Below are 18,315 nucleotides of genomic sequence, written 5' to 3' on the forward strand. Positions count from 1 at the left end.
TAATCACGCTAAAACAAAACTATGTCAAAAAAAGGGATATTATTAGTTAATCTAGGTTCGCCCAAATCCACCAAGGTGTCTGATGTTAAAGAATATCTAGACGAATTTTTGATGGACGAAAAGGTCATCGATTATCGTTGGTTTTTCCGTGCATTATTGGTAAGAGGTATTATTCTCAAAACTAGACCTCCAAAGTCCGCAGCAGCTTACGAAACGGTGTGGACTCCAGAAGGCTCTCCCCTTATCGTAATCACAGAAAAAATAAAAACCAAACTACAAAAATTAGTAGATATCCCTGTGGAAATAGGTATGAGGTACGCCCAACCTAGCATAGAAAGCGGTATGAGAAAGCTCATAGAACAAGGCGTTACGGATATTGTTCTGTTTCCATTGTATCCGCAATACGCTATGAGTACCACAGAAACCGTGGTAGAAAAGGCAGAAGAGGTAAGAAAAAAACACTTCCCTAATGTGAGAGTTAATTATATTCAACCTTTCTATAACCGAGATATTTACATTAAATGTTTAGCTGATAGTATCCGAGAAAAATTGCCTCAAGATTTTGATGCTTTACAGTTTTCTTACCATGGTGTACCCGAAAGACACATCTACAAAACAGACCCTACCAAAACATGCAACCTTAATGATTGTTGCTCTCGTGAGAGCAACCCTAGTCATTCGTTTTGCTACCGTCATCAATGTTTTAAAACCACAGAATTGGTAATTGAACAGCTTAATTTACCAAAAGAGAAAACCATAGTTTCCTTTCAATCTCGTTTAGGAAAAGACAAGTGGATTGAGCCTTACACAGACGAAACTTTAGAAAATCTCCCTAAAAAAGGAGTTAAAAAATTGGCTATCTGTTGCCCTGCCTTTGTATCGGACTGTTTAGAAACCTTAGAAGAAATATCCGAAGAGGGCAAGGAAGAATTTTTGCACGCAGGAGGAGAGCAATTCCATTACATCTCTTGTCTTAATGATGAAGACCGCTGGATAGAAGTCATTAAAACACTTTGTGAAGAAGAATTAAAGAATTTCTATCTAAGCTAAAATATTCCCCACACCTACTTGATAATGTGTGGGGCTTTTTATATCATTTAGTTATGAAACATCTCGGCATTATAGGCTGCGGTTGGCTAGGCGAACATTTGGTAGAGCATTTTGCTCCTGCCTACTCTATCCACACTACTAATACTTCCGAAAGTAAAGCAAACTTACTAAAAAACAAAAGTTGCCAAACGAGTATCATCAATTTTGATAATCCCATTGATACTCCTTGGGAAATTCTCTCAAAATTAGATGCTATTATTATTACGGTTCCGTTTTCAAAACGCACAGATTTACACCTTCTTAAAACGAAGTTTCATAATATCAATCGCTTTATTTTCGGATTTAAGAAGCCTATTTTTTTAATGAGTTCTATTGGTATTTATCCTCAAATTGAAGGAATCATCAACGAAAACACACTAAACAATGCTGATTTAGACCAGCATATTCTATCCATTGAAAAGCAAATGAAATCTAATTTTCCACATCTAAATATTTTACGATTGGGTGGACTTATGGGCGGCAACCGAATGCTAAGTAACTATAAGATAACCAACCTAAATCAAGTGGTTAATCATATTCATTATAAAGATGTTTGCCTTGTTATAGAGAAAATGTTAATCCGAAATTTAATCTCAAAAACGTACAATATTGTGGCTCCTCTACACCCTACCAAGCAAGAAGTCATAAACCAACAAACAGGAAAGCCAATCCCAACAATCCCACAAAAAACATTTGGGAGAATTATTTCTTCTCACCTTTCCGAAATAGAAATCCCTTATAGCTACCGCTATCCAGACCCTACAAAATTTGTGTAATACCTTTTCTACTGAACAGGAGCCCTTAACTCTCCATAGCCTAAAAGTCCATCATAGTTAGCTCCGAAAGGTCTGTAATACAAAAACGCTTGATAAAGATTTTCGGTTTGCCAAAAATTACCATTTATTTCTCCATAGTTTAGCGTTTCTCCCTCTTTTTGTGTCGCCAAAATATAGTTGTAGAATCCTTGCTTCAGATAAATTTTTGCTACATACTGATGCCTATTTTCATCATAGTACATTTGGCTTTCCTCGTTTGCGATGTAGTTGTTAAACTGTCCCAATACATAAATTTTACCCTGTATCGGCTCCGAATCTAAATAAAAATATACCCAAGAATAATCCGCCTCTCTATGAGCATCTCTTTCCAAACCTAAATCATTTCTTCTGAAATAAAACGCTCCATTAACATCTGGCTGATACTGATAATTGAGTGGATATGCCCAAACAGGATGCAAGTAAGTATAATTAGTACCTTCCATCGTTTCAGCTCCTGCTACCATATCAAAGGCTCTACCTATATTCTTATTATCAAAGTAATAAAATTCGTTATTACCTTCAAAAGCTAAATTCAGCTGTTGAAACATTAGCCCACTACCCAAAGTACTGCTAGGCTTCTGATTGTAAACTCCAATCTCCCAATTATTATTTTGAATTACATTCAACGAAACAGAATTAACATTATTAAGCAAAGTTTGGTCTCCCATAGCTTTTACCTCTACCCTTTGATTAAGCTCTTGCCTTTTGCTATCCGAAAATCGGCTAAGATTAAGTGCTAAGGAAGCCTTATTTTCAACCACACAAAACCTCCTTTTAAACAATGGCTTAGAGGGAGAATCTTTGTAAACTACAATTTCAAAATTTCCCGAAATCTTAGGTTTTATCTGCTCGTTAGGAAATACTAGCTCGTAATGCGTATATCTTTGTAAAGTATTAAAAGAGTATTGAAAGTTGTTGATAATCCCATTCAAATCGCCACTAGCATACTCGGTAAAAAATAGACCATCTTCCTGCCAATTCCTATCATAATGCTTCAGAGTATAGCGATAGATTGAACTCCCCCCCGACAAGTCATCAAATCTTAAAACCAACTGCTCCCCAATATTGATGACAGGTGTACCATCGTTAGTTTTAGGATTAAATAGTTGAATGCTTTTTATATTCTGTCCAAAAACCATCTGCAATAATAGCAGAAACATCATTATTTTATTCATACCCACGAAGATAAACATTTTTTGAATATTGTAGATTTTATTTTTTATTAAACTACAAACCAAAATACTTCTCTCCTACCCTAAGTAAAAGAGAAGTATCACCTATTTAACTTATTATTTATCCGTCTAGAATATATGATTGTTATCTTTCAAAGCATTCTGCCTAACCAACTTTCTCCTTTCCTCTGGTAAAGGTTTGTTCAACCTCTGTTCAAATCTTTGGATTATGGTTTCTGGCAGAGCTTTCCTCACTTGCGAAAACTGTTCCATATTTACCTTAGCGGCGTTAGAACTGGGTTTAGCAAGTTCCAACTTATCTTTCTTGGCAAAATAGGTAAGTTCGTAAGTGTAATATTTCTTCTTGTCGTAAACCTTAACTACCAATCCTGGCAAACCTTTAAATATATAAGGACCTTCTGAAATGGGTATCTCTTCTGTAAACCAAGCCTCATAATCTCTACCTCTATAATGAGATACCGCCTTTATACACCGATAAGAGTTGATAACTTCCTTCTCATTAGTTATGTTCCAAACGACCTTATCCGTTAATGGGAAGTAAAAATCATCTGTAAAAATCCTATCATACACTAACACATCATCTTTCTGTCTAACAACTTCTTGTCTTAATTTTGGTTTTGGAACATTTGTAATATCTAGCACTACCGTCCCATCTTTTGCGGTGCTTAAAGCATTCCTAATTTCCTTTTTAGAAAGAGAGTCCGACAAAGATTTTACAGCACTCCTAAAAATAGACTGCTCTCCCACAATTTGCAAATCCATTATTTCCTCTAACTGGTTAGCACTTACAGTATCCCTAACAAAAACCATCCGATATTTCGCCAAAAATGATTGAGCAAACACATTACAAGAAAGACAAAATAACAATATACAACCTATTTTAACAACAATTTTCATCTCAACAGATTATCAATAAATAAAAATGAAAAGTAGGTATTTTTTTCTGATATAAAAAACTCCTTCTAGTATATAGAAGGAATTTATATGTAATAGTAATGTTATTTCTTATCAGGGTAAGTAACCGCCAAATTTAAGTCTATCGGATTATTATATTTTCTTAGATGATTTTGATATTTTAAGGTTTGCTCTCTTTTATCAATTTTTACTGGTTTACCGTCTTTATCCATTACTATCAAGTTTTCTTGCCCCTTTAGTGGATTATGATAATCATCTAACTTCAATTTCTGATAAACGCCCAATTTAACAGGAAGTGCTTTTTTACCATAATTGGTTTCTAAAAAATTATCGGTTTCTATTTTTTCTTTTTTAGACACAATCCGATTAACGGAAAATATAAAATTATCCTTTGTATCTCGTAATTCAAAGATAAGCCCAGGCAACCCTCTAAATTTATATGGTCCCTCTAAAACTGGATATTTATCCGAAAACCAAGCCTCCCAATCTCTTTTACCAAATCGGGTAATGGCTTTTCTCAATACGATTCCGTTAACGGTTTTGGTCTCATCTAGTATCGTCCAATTTTGGGTATCGTTAGACGATAACGCATAATAATCCATATAAACCGTAACATACTCTGTATTTTCAGAAGTATTAAGAGCCCTTTTAACTTTATACTTTAATTTGGGATAAGCAAAATTTACTTTATTCGTTTGCTTTTGGATAGAATCGGCTTTCAGATATTCTGTGGAATAAAATTTCACCTCATTTTTAGATATATCCAATACGGCTTCTTCCTTATTGAAGTGTTCTTGCAGAGAATCCAATTTAAAATTCACATTATAATACACTATTAACTCTTGAGCCGAAAGCCCAACGAAACCACAAAAGAATAAAAAGACTCCGATTAGTTTTTTCATAATAGCAGTTATAAGATTGAATTTAAGACAATGTTACAAAAAATATTCTACACAAAAAAACGCCTTCATCCAAATTCCCTATAGATGAAGGCGAAGATAAAATTTCCATTAGTTTAATAAAATAAACCCTGTGAAAATAAAAAGCTTAATAGTTATCCACCATAATTTTTGCTTTACTCCAACTCTATGGGATTGTACGGGCGAGGTTTATTCCTAAGATTGATGGGATTTCCTCCTGCATCATAAGCCATTCCTTTAATGAATTGTCCAGGATTTTCGTGATACACCCGCTCCAGCTTTTTGTATTTCTCACGCGTAACCTCAAGCATCTCTTTCCCGCTTCCTTTGGTCATCGCTGTATCAGATTTCTCAATTTTAAACAGCGTAAAGGCATAATGATTTGCGGTATCTCTAATCTCCAAAATCAGACCCGGCAAACCTTGAAACAAATAAGGTCCGTAAGAAAACGGTATTTCTTGAGTAAACCAAGCCTCATAATTTCTGCCCGAATAGCGGGTGGTTGCTTTTACAGCCAAATAATCGCCTATTTTTTTAGTTGTAGAACTTATGTTCCACTCTAACTTTGGGATAGGAGCCGTATAAGTATAAGCATGAGACAGCCTATTATTAAGCGTATAGACATTCTCTTTCGGATTGGAGTAAATCGTATAAGGAAACTTTGGTCTAAGGGCCAAAAGTTGGTTAAACTCCTTAGTTCTTATAGATTTTAGATACTGAAACTCATTCCTAAGCGAATCTGATTTATAGGTATTAGCATCTGCAAACTTTACGAAATTATCCCCTATCTGCAAAATAGTTACGGCTTCCCTAAAGGACGATGGTTGGTCTGCATTAGGCAAAAATTTTAGTTCATAAAATACCTGATACCTCACACGGTCAATTTCTTTCTGTACAAACCGTTCCGGCGAAAAATTTAAGTTACCAGAAGCCGTAACTTGACTGTAAGCAATATTAACCATCAACAGCCCCAAAAAAATAACACAAAATTTAATTACACTTCGCATCATCAAAATAATCTACATCGTCCATTAATTCTTCCATATTCTCATAGTGATCCGAACACAAATAATATCGTGCTCCACAAGAAGCGTCCACTGTAATCCAATTCGAACAAGCTCCTGCCGTTATAAAAGAAGGTATATTTACCTTTTCCACTCCTCCTAACTTTTTTATTGGTAGATACTCAATACTTTTTCTCGCATCATCTTTAATGCATTTTCTGTTAGGAGTACCTACTTTTGCACTCATTACACCAGCGACCAACAATGTAGCCACAAAAAATAATTTTTTCATAACATAATAATTTATTGGTTTAACATATCACAAATATAAATGAATTTTTCAAAAACAAAAATTTTTATATGATAAAAATCATATTTAATTTGTTTATATAAGTTACAAATAATGTTTCAAACAAATAAAGCCGTCCAATATCGGTAGATTTTCCCTTCTAAAGTTTAATATTTTCCCTCAATTCCAAAAAATTTAGAAACTTTTTTTGCAGATATTTTATCAAAACACTTAGTTATATATCATATATACCCATAAAAAACTCCTCCCTTATATCTAAGGGAGGAGTTGATATCACAGCAAAGTTTATTTATCAAACTTTGATTTCTACATCTACACCGCTAGGAAGCTCTAACTTCATTAAAGCATCTACCGTTTTAGAAGAAGAAGAGTAGATGTCCATCAATCTCTTGTGAGCTGAAAGTTGGAACTGCTCTCTCGCTTTCTTATTAACATGCGGAGATCTAAGAACCGTAAAGATTCTTTTGTGAGTAGGCAATGGTATAGGACCATTCACTACAGCACCAGTAGATTTTACTGTTTTTACGATTTTCTCAGCAGACTTGTCCACCAAATTGTAATCGTAAGATTTTAGTTTTATTCTGATTCTTTGTGACATTTTAATTCTAAATTTTAAAAGATTAACCTTTTGTTTTTTCTATTACTTCGTCAGCCACGTTCTGAGGAGCTGGTTCATATTTTTCAAACTCCATAGAAGATGTTGCTCTACCCGAAGAAAGCGTTCTAAGAGATGTTACATAACCGAACATTTCAGAAAGAGGAACAAATGCCTTGATAACCTTAGCGTTGTTTCTATCGTCCATACCGTTAATAGTACCTCTTCTTCTGTTAAGGTCTCCTACGATATCCCCCATATATTCTTCCGGAGTAACTACTTCAAGCTTCATAATAGGCTCCATAATTACAGCCTTCGCAGCTTTACCAGCCGCTTTGAAACCTAACTTAGCTGCTAATTCGAAAGAAAGTTGGTCAGAGTCTACCGCGTGGAAAGATCCATCTTTAAGGGTAATCTTCATTGCCTCAACTTCGAATCCTGCTAAAGGACCATTCTTCATAGCTTCCTTGAATCCTTTTTCTACAGAAGGGATAAATTCCTTAGGAATATTACCACCTTTAATTTCGTTGATGAATTCAAGACCTGTTTTACCTTCATCAGCTGGACCGATTTCGAATACGATATCCGCAAACTTACCTCTACCACCTGATTGTTTCTTATAAACTTCTCTATGGTTAGCAGTAGCAGTAAGAGCTTCTTTGTACTCTACTTGTGGTTGACCTTGGTTAACCTCTACTTTGAATTCTCTCTTCAAACGATCCACAATGATATCTAAGTGAAGCTCACCCATACCAGAGATAATAGTTTGTCCAGAAGCCTCATCAGTTTTCACTTGGAAAGTTGGGTCTTCTTCTGCTAATTTAGCAAGAGCGTTACCTAATTTATCTTGGTCTGCTTTAGTTTTAGGTTCTACTGCAATACCGATTACTGGATCAGGGAAAATCATAGATTCTAAAACGATAGGGTTCTTTTCATCAGAAAGTGTATCCCCAGTTTTAATATCTTTGAAACCTACCGCTGCACCAATATCTCCTGCTTCGATATATTCTACAGGATTTTGCTTATTAGCGTGCATTTGGTAAATTCTAGAAATTCTTTCTTTGTTTCCAGATCTTGTATTAAGTACATAAGAACCAGCATCTAGTCTTCCTGAATAAGCTCTAAAGAATGCTAATCTTCCCACGAATGGGTCTGTAGCAATTTTAAATGCTAATGCAGAGAAAGGCTCGTTTACATCTGGTTTTCTACTGATTTCAGCATCTGTATTAGGATCTGTACCGTTGATATCATCTTTATCTAATGGAGAAGGTAAGTATCTACAAACTGCATCTAGCATAAACTGCACCCCTTTGTTCTTAAATGAAGAACCACAAGTCATTGGGATAATAGATAAATCGATAGTAGCTTTTCTAAGTGCTTCGTTGATTTCTTCTTCTGTAATAGAATCTGGATCTTCAAAGAACTTCTCTAATAAAGACTCATCGTATTCAGCTACAGCTTCTACTAAGTTTTGTCTGTAAGCTAATACATCATCCTTCATATCATCAGGAATAGGCACTACATCAAAAGTAGCTCCTTGAGTTTCCTCATGCCAAATGATAGCTCTGTTCTTAATAAGGTCTACCACTCCTTTGAAGTCTTCTTCTGCACCAATAGGAAGTACGATAGGAACTGCGTTAGAACCTAACATTTCCTTAACTTGGTTTACTACATTAAGGAAGTCAGCACCTTGTCTGTCCATTTTGTTTACAAACCCCATTCTAGCAACTTTGTAGTTATCTGCTAGTCTCCAGTTTGTTTCAGACTGAGGCTCTACTCCGTCTACTGCAGAGAACAAGAATACTAGACCATCTAATACTCTAAGAGAACGGTTTACCTCCACGGTAAAGTCTACGTGTCCCGGTGTATCGATGATGTTAAAGTGATAATCTTTAGCGTCTGCTGTAGGCTTCCCATCATGTCTAGGAAATACCCAGTTACAAGTTGTAGCCGCAGAAGTAATTGTAATCCCTCTTTCAGCTTCTTGCTCCATCCAGTCCATAGTAGAAGCACCATCGTGTACCTCACCTATTTTGTGGGTTTTACCTGTGTAGAATAGAATTCTTTCAGTAGTAGTGGTTTTACCAGCATCAATGTGAGCTGCAATACCAATATTTCTAGTGTATTTAAGATCTCTTCCCATTTCCTATTAGAATCTAAAGTGTGAGAATGCTTTGTTAGCCTCAGCCATTTTGTGAGTATCAGTTTTCTTTTTGAAGGCAGCACCTTCCTCCTTAGCAGCAGCAATAATTTCAGCAGCTAATTTCTGAGCCATAGACTTATCATTTCTCGCTTTAGCGTACTTAATAAGCCACTTCATTGCCATAGAGATTTTTCTATCTGCTCTAATTGGCATTGGGATTTGGAAGTTAGCACCACCAACTCTTCTTGAACGCACTTCTACGTGAGGCATTACATTAGTTAGAGCATCTTTCCAAATTTCTAATGAAGTTTTTTCGTTTTCTCCTTTTTTAGCTTCCACGATGTCTAATGCATCATAGAAAATTCTGAATGCAATAGACTTCTTACCATCTAGCATTAGGTTATTCACAAATCTAGTTACCAACTGATCATTAAATTTTGGATCTGGTAACAACGGTCTTTTTTTCGCTTTTGTTTTTCTCATTGTTCTATTTCTTAAAATTTAATGATTACTTTTTAGCATCTTTAGGACGCTTAGCACCGTACTTAGATCTTCTCTGAAGTCTTCCGTTAACTCCAGCGGTATCTAAAGCACCACGAACAATGTGATAACGAACTCCCGGTAGGTCTTTCACCCTTCCGCCTCTTACCAATACTATCGAGTGCTCTTGGAGATTGTGTCCTTCGCCCGGGATATAAGCGTTTACTTCTTTACCGTTAGAAAGTCTTACCCTTGCTACTTTTCTAAGTGCAGAGTTAGGTTTCTTAGGTGTAGTTGTATATACTCTTGTACATACACCTCTCTTTTGTGGACAAGAATCCAAAGCAGCCGATTTGCTCTTCTTGGCAAGTGTGGCTCTTCCTTTTCTTACTAATTGTTGAATAGTAGGCATTTAATTGCTTTTATTTATTTTTAGTTTCAAGGTGCAAAAATAATAATTTTATTTTAATCTACAAACTCTTATTTATAGTATTTAAAAATCAGTATTTTATAATAATTCCTTATTTATTAGTTAGAAACAACAACTTGAACACCGTATTCATCAAGTTTCTTTAAAATATCACCATTCAGTTTTTGGTCTGTGATAAGAAAATCTATTTCTTTCAAATCGCACACCTTACCTAGACCTCTTTTACCAAATTTTGAGTGGTCAGATAATATGTATACTTTTCTAGAGCATTCTATCATTTGCTGATTAAGATAAGCCTCCCCCGTATTTGAGGTAGAAACTCCAAACTCTGCATCTAGACCATCTACCCCTATAAATAGTTTATTTGCAGAAAGTAATCTAAGCTGATGCTGAGCTATAGGCCCCACCGTTGATTGAGATGAACGCCTTACATCTCCCCCCAGTTGTATTACTGTAATATTTTCATATTTACATAAAAGTGATGAAACTATCAAAGAAGACGTAATGACTGTAATTTTTTTATCCATTGGTAGATTTTCTACCATACTCAGCACCGTTGTCCCTGAGCCTAAAATTATCACATCATTCTCCTCTATAAAGGAAACTGCTTTTTTTGCAATTTTACTTTTCTCTAATGTGTTGATTTGTTGTTTATGACTCAATGGCTTATCAGACACATAAGGGTTCTCCCAACTTGCTCCCCCATGATTCCTAAACAGCAACCCTTTATCTTCTAGCCCTCGTAAATCCTTTCTTATGGTAACTTCCGAAACTGATAACTCTTTTGAAATATCCGAAACTAAAATATGTCCCTCTTTTTTTATTTTATCTAAAATGTACTGATGCCTTTTAGCTGTGCTCATATCCTAACTTTTCATCTATTTTGCCAAATATAAATATTTTCTCATTACCCTACAATATGGAAAAAATGTAATTCAAGATGATAAACTTCATATTGTTTCGATTAGTTTCGACAATGTATATTTGTGGTCTAAATTTTTAGTTGCAAAAAACTTTTTGAAATAACACAAAAGCATTTTACACAAAAAAAATAATAAACACTTTAATACAGTATATGAAATCTTTTTTATCTCCTGCTAAACATCTGCCTCTTCTACCAAAAGAGAAAATAGATAGCATTTATAAGAGTAAGCGTTTTCAAGTTTTTATAGGTATATTTATAGGGTATGCTGGTTATTATTTAGTCCGAAAAAATTTCTCTCTGGCAATGCCTTATTTAGAGAATGAAGGTTTTACAAAAGCAAGTCTAGGCTTTGCTCTTTCTGCCAACGCAATAGCTTACGGTTTATCCAAATTTTTCATGGGAGGTGTATCCGATAGAAGTGATGCTAGAAAATTTCTAGCCCTAGGGCTTATTTTATCATCTCTTGTTACTTTAGTCTTAGGGACTAGCCTTGGGGTTTCTTCCATCACCATCATGTTTATTTTACAATTTCTAATTGGTTGGTTTCAAGGTATGGGTTGGCCTCCTTGCGGAAGAGTGATGACCCATTGGTTTTCTCAAAATGAACGAGGCACAAAAATGTCTTTTTGGAATATAGCACATAATGTTGGAGGTGGCTTATTAGCTCCATTAGTAGGATATGCTACTCTATGGTTTGGCTCTTGGCAAGTGGGTACATTTTGGGTTCCTGCTATAGTAGGGATTGCAATAGCCCTCATCTCTCTTTTATTAGTAAGGGATACACCTCAATCTTGTGGACTTCCTCCTATTGAAGAATATAGAAATGACTACCCTAAAAACTACTCGAAAAACTCAGAGGAAGAACTTTCAACAAAAGATATATTCTTTACCTATGTTTTAAATAATAGAACCCTTTGGTTTATAGCTATAGCTAATGCATTTGTTTATTTGGTAAGATACGGTGTTTTAGACTGGGCTCCTACCTACTTACAAGCCGTAAAACACTATGATATAAAAGAAGTTAGCTGGGCATACTCTGCTTACGAATGGGCTGCTATACCTGGAACCATTTTATGCGGATGGTTAAGTGATAAAATTTTCAAAGGTAAGAGATCTTTAATTACCATAATCTATATGGCTCTAGTTACTGTATTTGTATTTATCTACTGGAAAAATATGGATAACAAAGTTCTTGATGGGATAGCCCTTATAGCCATAGGATTTTTAATTTATGGTCCAGTAATGCTGATTGGTGTTCAAGCTCTAGATTTAGCACCAAAGAAAGCTGCTGGTACTGCTGCTGGACTCACAGGTCTCCTAGGTTATCTCTTAGGAACGGCTATCCTAGCTAATATTACCATGGGATACCTTGTAGAATATTTTGGTTGGGATTCTGGCTTTATCCTACTTATTATAGCATGTTTGCTATCCATCATTTTCATAAGCTTTACTATAAAAGACGAAAAAAATTTAAACCCTTAAAATAAAAGATAATTATGTTAAAAAATGTATTTAGAGCTAGCATGGCTGCGTGTGTTTTCACCATGCTTGCGTGTAATTCAGATCGGGAAGTAAGTAATCCTGATATTGATGTAAGTAAAGTAGAAGTAAAACAACTCTCTCCTGAAATGATAAAAGTGAGAGATTATGTTCCTGAAAATGCTGTTATTGCACACCGTGGTTCTACATTTTGGACACCTGAAGAAACGGAGGCTGCTTTTAGATGGGGTAGAGAGATTGGGGCAGATTATCTAGAGGCAGATTTGCAGGTATCAAAAGATGGAGTAGTTTTAGCATTACACGATGACAACCTAAAACGAACTACCAACATTGAAATAGTGTATGGAGAACATCTCCCTTCTACTAGAAAGCAATATTATTTAGATTTAGGGTACTCCTCAGATGAGGCGGACAAAATGGTAGAGATAGACAGAAAAAATTTCTACCCTAACCTTCCAAGTTCTTACACATACGAAGAATTGTTAAAATTAGACGCTGGAACATGGTTTAATGAAACCAATCCTGAGCAAGCAAGAGCTGGATTTACCACTCAACGCCAATATATATCTTCTTTAGAGGACATGATTATGTATTCTAGAGGATATAAATTAAAAAGAAATGCTGATGGTACGAGAGCTGAAACAACTAAAAAGCTGACTGACAAAACAATGTCACACCCACTTTCTGGTGTTAAAGAAAAAATCGTAAAATATACTACTCAGTATGTAAAAGACGAACAAGACACAGGGCATAGACCTGGTATTTATGTTGAGTTTAAAGAACCTTGGTTAAACCCTTCTGAGTTCGAAAAAATGGTTTACGATGAGTTAGACCTTTACGGTATGAATATCATCACTAAGCCTGAAGCGGAAAACTCTCCGTTCTATGTTAATGGTAAAGTTAATGTAGGTAATACTAACGGTAAAGTTATCCTACAAACATTCTCATTACAAAGTTTAAAACGAATTAAAGACTTCTATCAAGGTAAGGTACCTATGTGTTTCCTACTTTGGAAAGGAAATGGAGCTACCGATATGTCTGATGACTCTCCAGAAGGATATGCTTCTTTTATCAATCTAGGTGTAGAGAACTTAGCTCACTTCGCTGGACCATCTATCTCTGGAGCACCTAACAACTACCCTGAGATGTTAAAACCTTGGCAAGCAGATCTTATCAGACGCTCTAACATGAAAATTCACCCATATTCATTTGACACTAAAGACCAAATGAAAAAATACTTCGGTGATTATAATTATGGTAATAGTATAGGTAATCTTTCTGCTCCACCTTATTGTGACGCTATGTTTACCAATAGAGCTGAAGAAACATTACACTACTACATAGAAAAAAATGCTAGAGATAAAAACGCAGCTCAATCTGTAGAAAACTCTTCAGACCTACTTAAAAGGCTAGGGTACTAAACTTTATAAAAACAAACCATAATATATTAAATAATTAAACTCATGAAAAAGAATATTATATTAGCTTCTTTATTCACTCTAGGAGCGTTAGGTAATCTGTACGCTCAGGATAAGGCAGCTATCAAACCATATACTATATATGAAGATAAAGAGAACGATGTTCAAGTAATGTTGGGGGCTAGATTTATTACAGATTTATCATTTAGTTCTAGTGAATACACCCCAGTAAGATCTGGAGCTGATATTTCTGATGCTAGAATCAGAACATCTCTAAATTATAAAAAATGGTATTTCTATGGAGACTTCGATTTTGGTGGTGGTAAATTTCATCAAAGAAACTTATTCGTAAGATATTTCTTAAAAAATGACGAACAAAGCTCTAAGAGTATTAAGTTTGGTTACTATGCAGAGCCTTTCTCTATGAACTTAAACACTAGTGAATACGCTATGAAGTTCATGAATCGTCCTTCATCTGTAAATGCATTAGGAAACTTCAGAGCCCTTGGTATTACTTATAAATACTTCAACAATAGATTCTTCTCTGACCAAGGTTTATTTACAGAAGATGTATTAGAACAAAAGAAACCTGCAGGAAACCAAAGCTGGAATCTTACAGGTAGATATGTGTACTTACCTATTAGCAACTCTGATATGACTCTTCACCTAGGAGGTTCTCTTAGATACAGACAAATCAACGGAGGAGAGCTTATCAATGAAGGTAAAACTCTAAAAACTAATCTTAGTATTGCTTCTCCACTAGAGCTTGGTATAGACCATAACAATAGTTTTGTAAACGCTGATGTTCCATGGGCTAAAAACCTATACAAAGCAGGATTCGAAGCTTTATTAAAAACGCCAAAATTCTTTATTAGAGGTGAATATGTTATCCAAAAAGTAAAAAAACAAAGACCTGATAAAGAGTTATTTGAAGCTCAACTTGGAGGTATTTGGAGTTGGACTACTTTAGAAAGCTGGCAAAAAGCAAATCCTCTAGGAGATTCTCACTTTGATGGAGGATATGTAGAAGTAGGGTATCTATTAAATAATAAATCTAAATACAAGTACAATAAAGAGTTTGCCCTTATCAGTGGTAACTATGATGAAGGTACTCTAGAAGCTGTTGCTAGATATAACTATACCAACTTAAATGATATAGCACCTGGAGATGTATTCTTAAAAGGTAAAGATAAATTCTATCCTAATGGTAATATAACAGACTATCCTAATGAATCTTTAACTATTGCTGGAGGTAGAGTTCACTCTGCTACTGTAGGATTAAACTATACTTTCAACAGACACGCAATTCTTTCTGCAGGATATACTTATAGCCATTTAGACAATCCTTATTTCCCTAATGATAAGAATTTCCACTCTGTACAAGCTAGAATGATGTTCTCATTCTAAAAACAAATAATATCTTACTTTTTTAAAGGACTCGTTAGCATTAACGAGTCCTTTTTTATTTAAACTTAAATCTCTATTCTCCCAATAGTTTTTTACTATCATATTATTTATGAAGCAAATAGGAGTAAGCCCTACCTTTGTACCAAGTTAATTCAATAATAAAAAAATTCTATTATGAAAAATTCTAAAATTATAGGGTTAAAAGAGTCCGATTGCCAAAACATTACCGAAAAACTAAATATACTTTTAGCCAATTATTCTATTTTTTATCAAAATACAAGAGGTGCTCATTGGAATATCAAAGGGGCTGACTTCTTTACACTTCACCCTAAATTTGAAGAGCTTTACGACTCTTTAGTTCTTAAGATAGATGAAATTGCAGAGAGAATTTTAACACTAGGTGCTACACCTAACCACAATTACTCAGATTATTTAAAGGTTTCTTCCATCAAAGAAAGTAAAGAAGTAACCGACGGAAACAAATGTATAGAACAAATTCTAGAGTCTTTTAAAATAGTGATTGACCTACAAAGGGAAATCTTAGAAATTGCTGGTGAAGCTGGAGATGAGGGTACTAACTCTCAAATGAGCGACTACATTAAAGAGCAAGAAAAAGAAGTTTGGATGTATAATGCTTTCTTAGGTAAATAAAAGTTAAGTTCATTTTTATACTAAAAGCGTTCGTTTTAATTAAAACGAACGCTTTTTAATTTATTTCAAACTATGCTATTTAATAAATTGAAATATTCACTTTTATTTCTTGATAAATTTCTTAGTAACCTTACCATTGGTTGTCATCATATTTATTATATATACACCTGGTGTAAGCCTAGATACATCAACCGATTGTGAGAAATTACTATTTATAGTTTGAATTAATCTTCCCGACATATCATACATATACACAGGAGATGTAATTAATTGAGGGTTAACAAAAATAATATTAGAAGTTACCACAGCATCTTGTAATGTAACTTCATTAGTCTGAGTACTCAACACGAGATTAGTATATCCAGAAACTATAATACTATAATCTTGTGATTGCGTTTCAGCTCCTGAATTATTAAGTATTTTACCTTTATGAGAGACTTCCACTCTATATGTTCCTGAAGATGGTGTATCTATTAAAACCTGTTCTACATTATCTACCGTATTGTCTCCCTTAGTTGCAGCAGCCATTGGACTATTGATATTCAGCTTCCAAGGATAATATACCTCTCCCGTTTTTTCATTAATGATTCTCAAATCCAAATCATTTACTAGTTTAGAAGTTCTATTATTATGAGCATCTCCATAAGTTTCAGGCAGTGTTTTATAAGAAGGATCTACCCAACTTATAGTTACCTTAAGCGGTTGTTTACCATCAGTACTTAACGCTATTGACTCCTTACTTCCGCTTGTCAATTTTTTATTTTCAAAAATAACCTCTCCATTACTTTTCTTTACTAAAAGTTCTGCTCCTTTTTGGGCATTAGCAAATCCCCAACCAAACCAAGCATCTGGACCTACATTTCCTGCTTCGTCTGCAGAATGTACTAAAAGTGTTTTCGCCGATGCAGCATCTAAACTAGAACCATTAAACAAATCTTTATGGATTTGTATCCATAGCCCTATAATCCCTGTAACTTGAGGAGCTGAATAAGAAGTTCCACTTCCATAAGCCCACCCATTACTACCTGTACTAGATGATGATGCAGAAAAAATATCACTTCCCACACCTGCAATATCAGGTTTTATAGCACCATCGTCTCTAGGACCTGCACTACTATAATCAGCTTTTACTACATCAGTAGATTGACTATATCTTTTATTATTTGAGGTTATTTTTTCTGTAGCACCAACTACTATAATATTTTTAGCCAAAGAACCCGGTCCTATACAATCATAACCTTCAGAACAGTTATTACTAGGTAAAGTATCAGCCTGCGTAAACTGAACATAATTTCCATTATCATCTTCATAATAAGAGTTTAGACTAGTACCTGAAGGACCATCACCAAAGGAATTCCCTGCTGATTTAACTAAAATCATAGAAGGATTTTCATAAACTATATCATCATATTTTTGGTCATTACTAAGATAGGTTCCATTCAAATCGTAAGACAATTTAGTTGCTGTATCATAAGCACCTCCCCAATAGAAGCCTTTTCCCATGTCACCTGCCTCTTCGTAACTCCAACCTGGATTTATACCATACGAATGGTTAGAAAGATAGGACTTAGAAAGTAATATTTTTTGATATACTGTTTTATCCGCACTCTCCCCATCTAAAGTCGAGGTCATAAAACTATAACTATCAAAAGTAGCTTTAGGCATAATTCCTTTAGTATTACCAGAAATAGTCCCATCACCTATAGTATGTCCTATACCTCCCATCATACTAGTGACTGCTGTTGCGTGTGCACTATAATCTGAAGAAATTTGTTCTTTATTAGCTATTCTGGTGCTTGTAGTAGCTCCAAAGTCATCGTGTTTCTCATAGACTTTCCCTCCGTCAAACACAGATATCTTTATATTTTCCCCGTTATAACTTTTTGCAAGTCCTGAAACTTTACCATCTTGAATGAAATCAGTATTAGAATTCTGAATTTGATCTAAATCTTTAATATTCAAAAAATAAGGCTTACCAGCAAAAAAGAAATCAATTTTTTTCCTTTTACTAAGTAATTTATTTTCTAGATTTTTTACAGTTACTGTAGAAAAGTTTTTATCTAAAGTTTTATTAGAAAGTAACCTATTTTTGTAAAAATCAAATTGTGAAAACAGATTGTTTTTGTCCTGTTCTAATTTTTTTTCAAGAGAAGTATTTCGGTTTTGAGCAGCAATAACTCCACTAAAACCTACATAAATTACAAATATAATTTTTTTCATTTCATTTTTTTTCACTCACAAAGGTACTTATTTATTATTAAGTTTCTAATTTTAACTTTAAATAAATTATAAACTACTACATTTTAGTACTTCTTTCCTCATCCCACCCCAACAAAAAAAGCCTCTAGCAGTATTGCTAGAGGCTTTTCAAAAATAAAAACTGGCGGCGACCTACTCTCCCACTTTCGTAGTACCATCGGCGCTGGTGGGCTTAACTTCTGTGTTCGGAATGGGAACAGGTGAGCCCCACCGCTAAAACCACCCTAAAGGTCTTTATAAAGAGATTAGATGTCCGATATT

General features: G+C 34.7%; 17 protein-coding genes and 1 rRNA gene. 6 read left to right on the top strand and 12 right to left on the bottom strand.

Annotated features, from left to right (window positions below; all coding sequences use genetic code 11):
- The first annotated feature begins 21 nt into the window (after nt 1-21).
- Together hemH and GXW81_RS07420 are read left to right on the top strand one after the other, a co-directional pair.
- Nucleotides 22-1,050 carry a ferrochelatase gene (hemH, locus tag GXW81_RS07415; RefSeq protein ID WP_064970454.1) on the top strand — a complete coding sequence of 343 codons (1,029 nt, stop codon included), beginning with the start codon at nt 22-24 and terminating at the stop codon, nt 1,048-1,050.
- Between the two features lie 53 nt (nt 1,051-1,103).
- Entirely contained in the window at nt 1,104-1,865 is a 762-nt protein-coding gene (locus tag GXW81_RS07420) for an epimerase (protein WP_064970453.1), read from the top strand.
- Nucleotides 1,866-1,873: 8 nt separating this feature from the next.
- On the opposite strand, the gene GXW81_RS07425 is transcribed toward GXW81_RS07420, so the two are convergent.
- The 10 genes from GXW81_RS07425 to GXW81_RS07470 form a co-directional block, all read right to left on the bottom strand.
- Entirely contained in the window at nt 1,874-3,097 is a 1,224-nt protein-coding gene (locus GXW81_RS07425) for a DUF5103 domain-containing protein (RefSeq protein ID WP_161531811.1), read from the bottom strand.
- A gap of 108 nt (nt 3,098-3,205) precedes the next feature.
- Nucleotides 3,206-3,994: a GLPGLI family protein gene (locus GXW81_RS07430; RefSeq protein WP_161531812.1), complete on the bottom strand. Its 789-nt coding sequence runs from the start codon at nt 3,992-3,994 to the stop codon at nt 3,206-3,208.
- A 101-nt stretch (nt 3,995-4,095) separates the two neighbouring features.
- The gene (locus GXW81_RS07435) at nt 4,096-4,914 is read right to left on the bottom strand and encodes a GLPGLI family protein (RefSeq protein WP_260393569.1); all 819 of its coding nucleotides are present in this window, start codon (nt 4,912-4,914) and stop codon (nt 4,096-4,098) included.
- Between the two features lie 173 nt (nt 4,915-5,087).
- Entirely contained in the window at nt 5,088-5,942 is an 855-nt protein-coding gene (locus GXW81_RS07440; protein WP_260393570.1) for a GLPGLI family protein, read from the bottom strand.
- Nucleotides 5,923-6,228: a hypothetical protein gene (locus GXW81_RS07445; protein ID WP_013447076.1), complete on the bottom strand. Its 306-nt coding sequence runs from the start codon at nt 6,226-6,228 to the stop codon at nt 5,923-5,925. Before GXW81_RS07445 ends, GXW81_RS07440 begins: the two co-directional genes overlap by 20 nt.
- Nucleotides 6,229-6,538: 310 nt before the next feature.
- Nucleotides 6,539-6,844 (bottom strand): 30S ribosomal protein S10, encoded by a 306-nt coding sequence (gene rpsJ, locus GXW81_RS07450; RefSeq protein WP_004916455.1) that lies wholly within the window; start codon nt 6,842-6,844, stop codon nt 6,539-6,541.
- Between the two features lie 22 nt (nt 6,845-6,866).
- A complete protein-coding gene (gene fusA, locus GXW81_RS07455; protein WP_161531813.1) occupies nt 6,867-8,984 on the bottom strand; it encodes an elongation factor G in 2,118 nt (705 codons plus the stop codon).
- Nucleotides 8,985-8,990: 6 nt separating this feature from the next.
- Nucleotides 8,991-9,467: a 30S ribosomal protein S7 gene (rpsG, locus tag GXW81_RS07460; RefSeq protein ID WP_004916451.1), complete on the bottom strand. Its 477-nt coding sequence runs from the start codon at nt 9,465-9,467 to the stop codon at nt 8,991-8,993.
- A gap of 25 nt (nt 9,468-9,492) precedes the next feature.
- Nucleotides 9,493-9,876 (bottom strand): 30S ribosomal protein S12, encoded by a 384-nt coding sequence (gene rpsL / locus GXW81_RS07465; RefSeq protein WP_004916448.1) that lies wholly within the window; start codon nt 9,874-9,876, stop codon nt 9,493-9,495.
- 116 nt (nt 9,877-9,992) lie between these two features.
- Nucleotides 9,993-10,757 (bottom strand): DeoR/GlpR family DNA-binding transcription regulator, encoded by a 765-nt coding sequence (locus tag GXW81_RS07470; RefSeq protein WP_161531814.1) that lies wholly within the window; start codon nt 10,755-10,757, stop codon nt 9,993-9,995.
- Between the two features lie 212 nt (nt 10,758-10,969).
- Here GXW81_RS07470 and glpT point away from each other — a divergent pair, with 212 nt between their 5' ends.
- From glpT to GXW81_RS07490, 4 genes are all read left to right on the top strand, one after another.
- The gene (gene glpT, locus GXW81_RS07475) at nt 10,970-12,301 is read left to right on the top strand and encodes a glycerol-3-phosphate transporter (RefSeq protein WP_153937714.1); all 1,332 of its coding nucleotides are present in this window, start codon (nt 10,970-10,972) and stop codon (nt 12,299-12,301) included.
- A gap of 14 nt (nt 12,302-12,315) precedes the next feature.
- Nucleotides 12,316-13,740 (top strand): glycerophosphodiester phosphodiesterase family protein, encoded by a 1,425-nt coding sequence (locus GXW81_RS07480; protein ID WP_154138244.1) that lies wholly within the window; start codon nt 12,316-12,318, stop codon nt 13,738-13,740.
- 42 nt (nt 13,741-13,782) lie between these two features.
- The gene (locus tag GXW81_RS07485) at nt 13,783-15,144 is read left to right on the top strand and encodes a porin (RefSeq protein WP_153929220.1); all 1,362 of its coding nucleotides are present in this window, start codon (nt 13,783-13,785) and stop codon (nt 15,142-15,144) included.
- A 174-nt stretch (nt 15,145-15,318) separates the two neighbouring features.
- The gene (locus tag GXW81_RS07490) at nt 15,319-15,795 is read left to right on the top strand and encodes a Dps family protein (RefSeq protein WP_161531815.1); all 477 of its coding nucleotides are present in this window, start codon (nt 15,319-15,321) and stop codon (nt 15,793-15,795) included.
- 102 nt (nt 15,796-15,897) lie between these two features.
- Here GXW81_RS07490 and GXW81_RS07495 read toward each other — a convergent pair whose 3' ends face one another.
- Nucleotides 15,898-18,015: a S8 family peptidase gene (locus GXW81_RS07495; RefSeq protein WP_161531816.1), complete on the bottom strand. Its 2,118-nt coding sequence runs from the start codon at nt 18,013-18,015 to the stop codon at nt 15,898-15,900.
- A 158-nt stretch (nt 18,016-18,173) separates the two neighbouring features.
- Nucleotides 18,174-18,281 (bottom strand): 5S ribosomal RNA (rrf, locus tag GXW81_RS07500).
- Nucleotides 18,282-18,315: the final 34 nt, after the last annotated feature.

This window comes from Riemerella anatipestifer, assembly GCF_009932355.1.
GTDB classification, from domain to species: domain Bacteria; phylum Bacteroidota; class Bacteroidia; order Flavobacteriales; family Weeksellaceae; genus Riemerella; species Riemerella anatipestifer_E.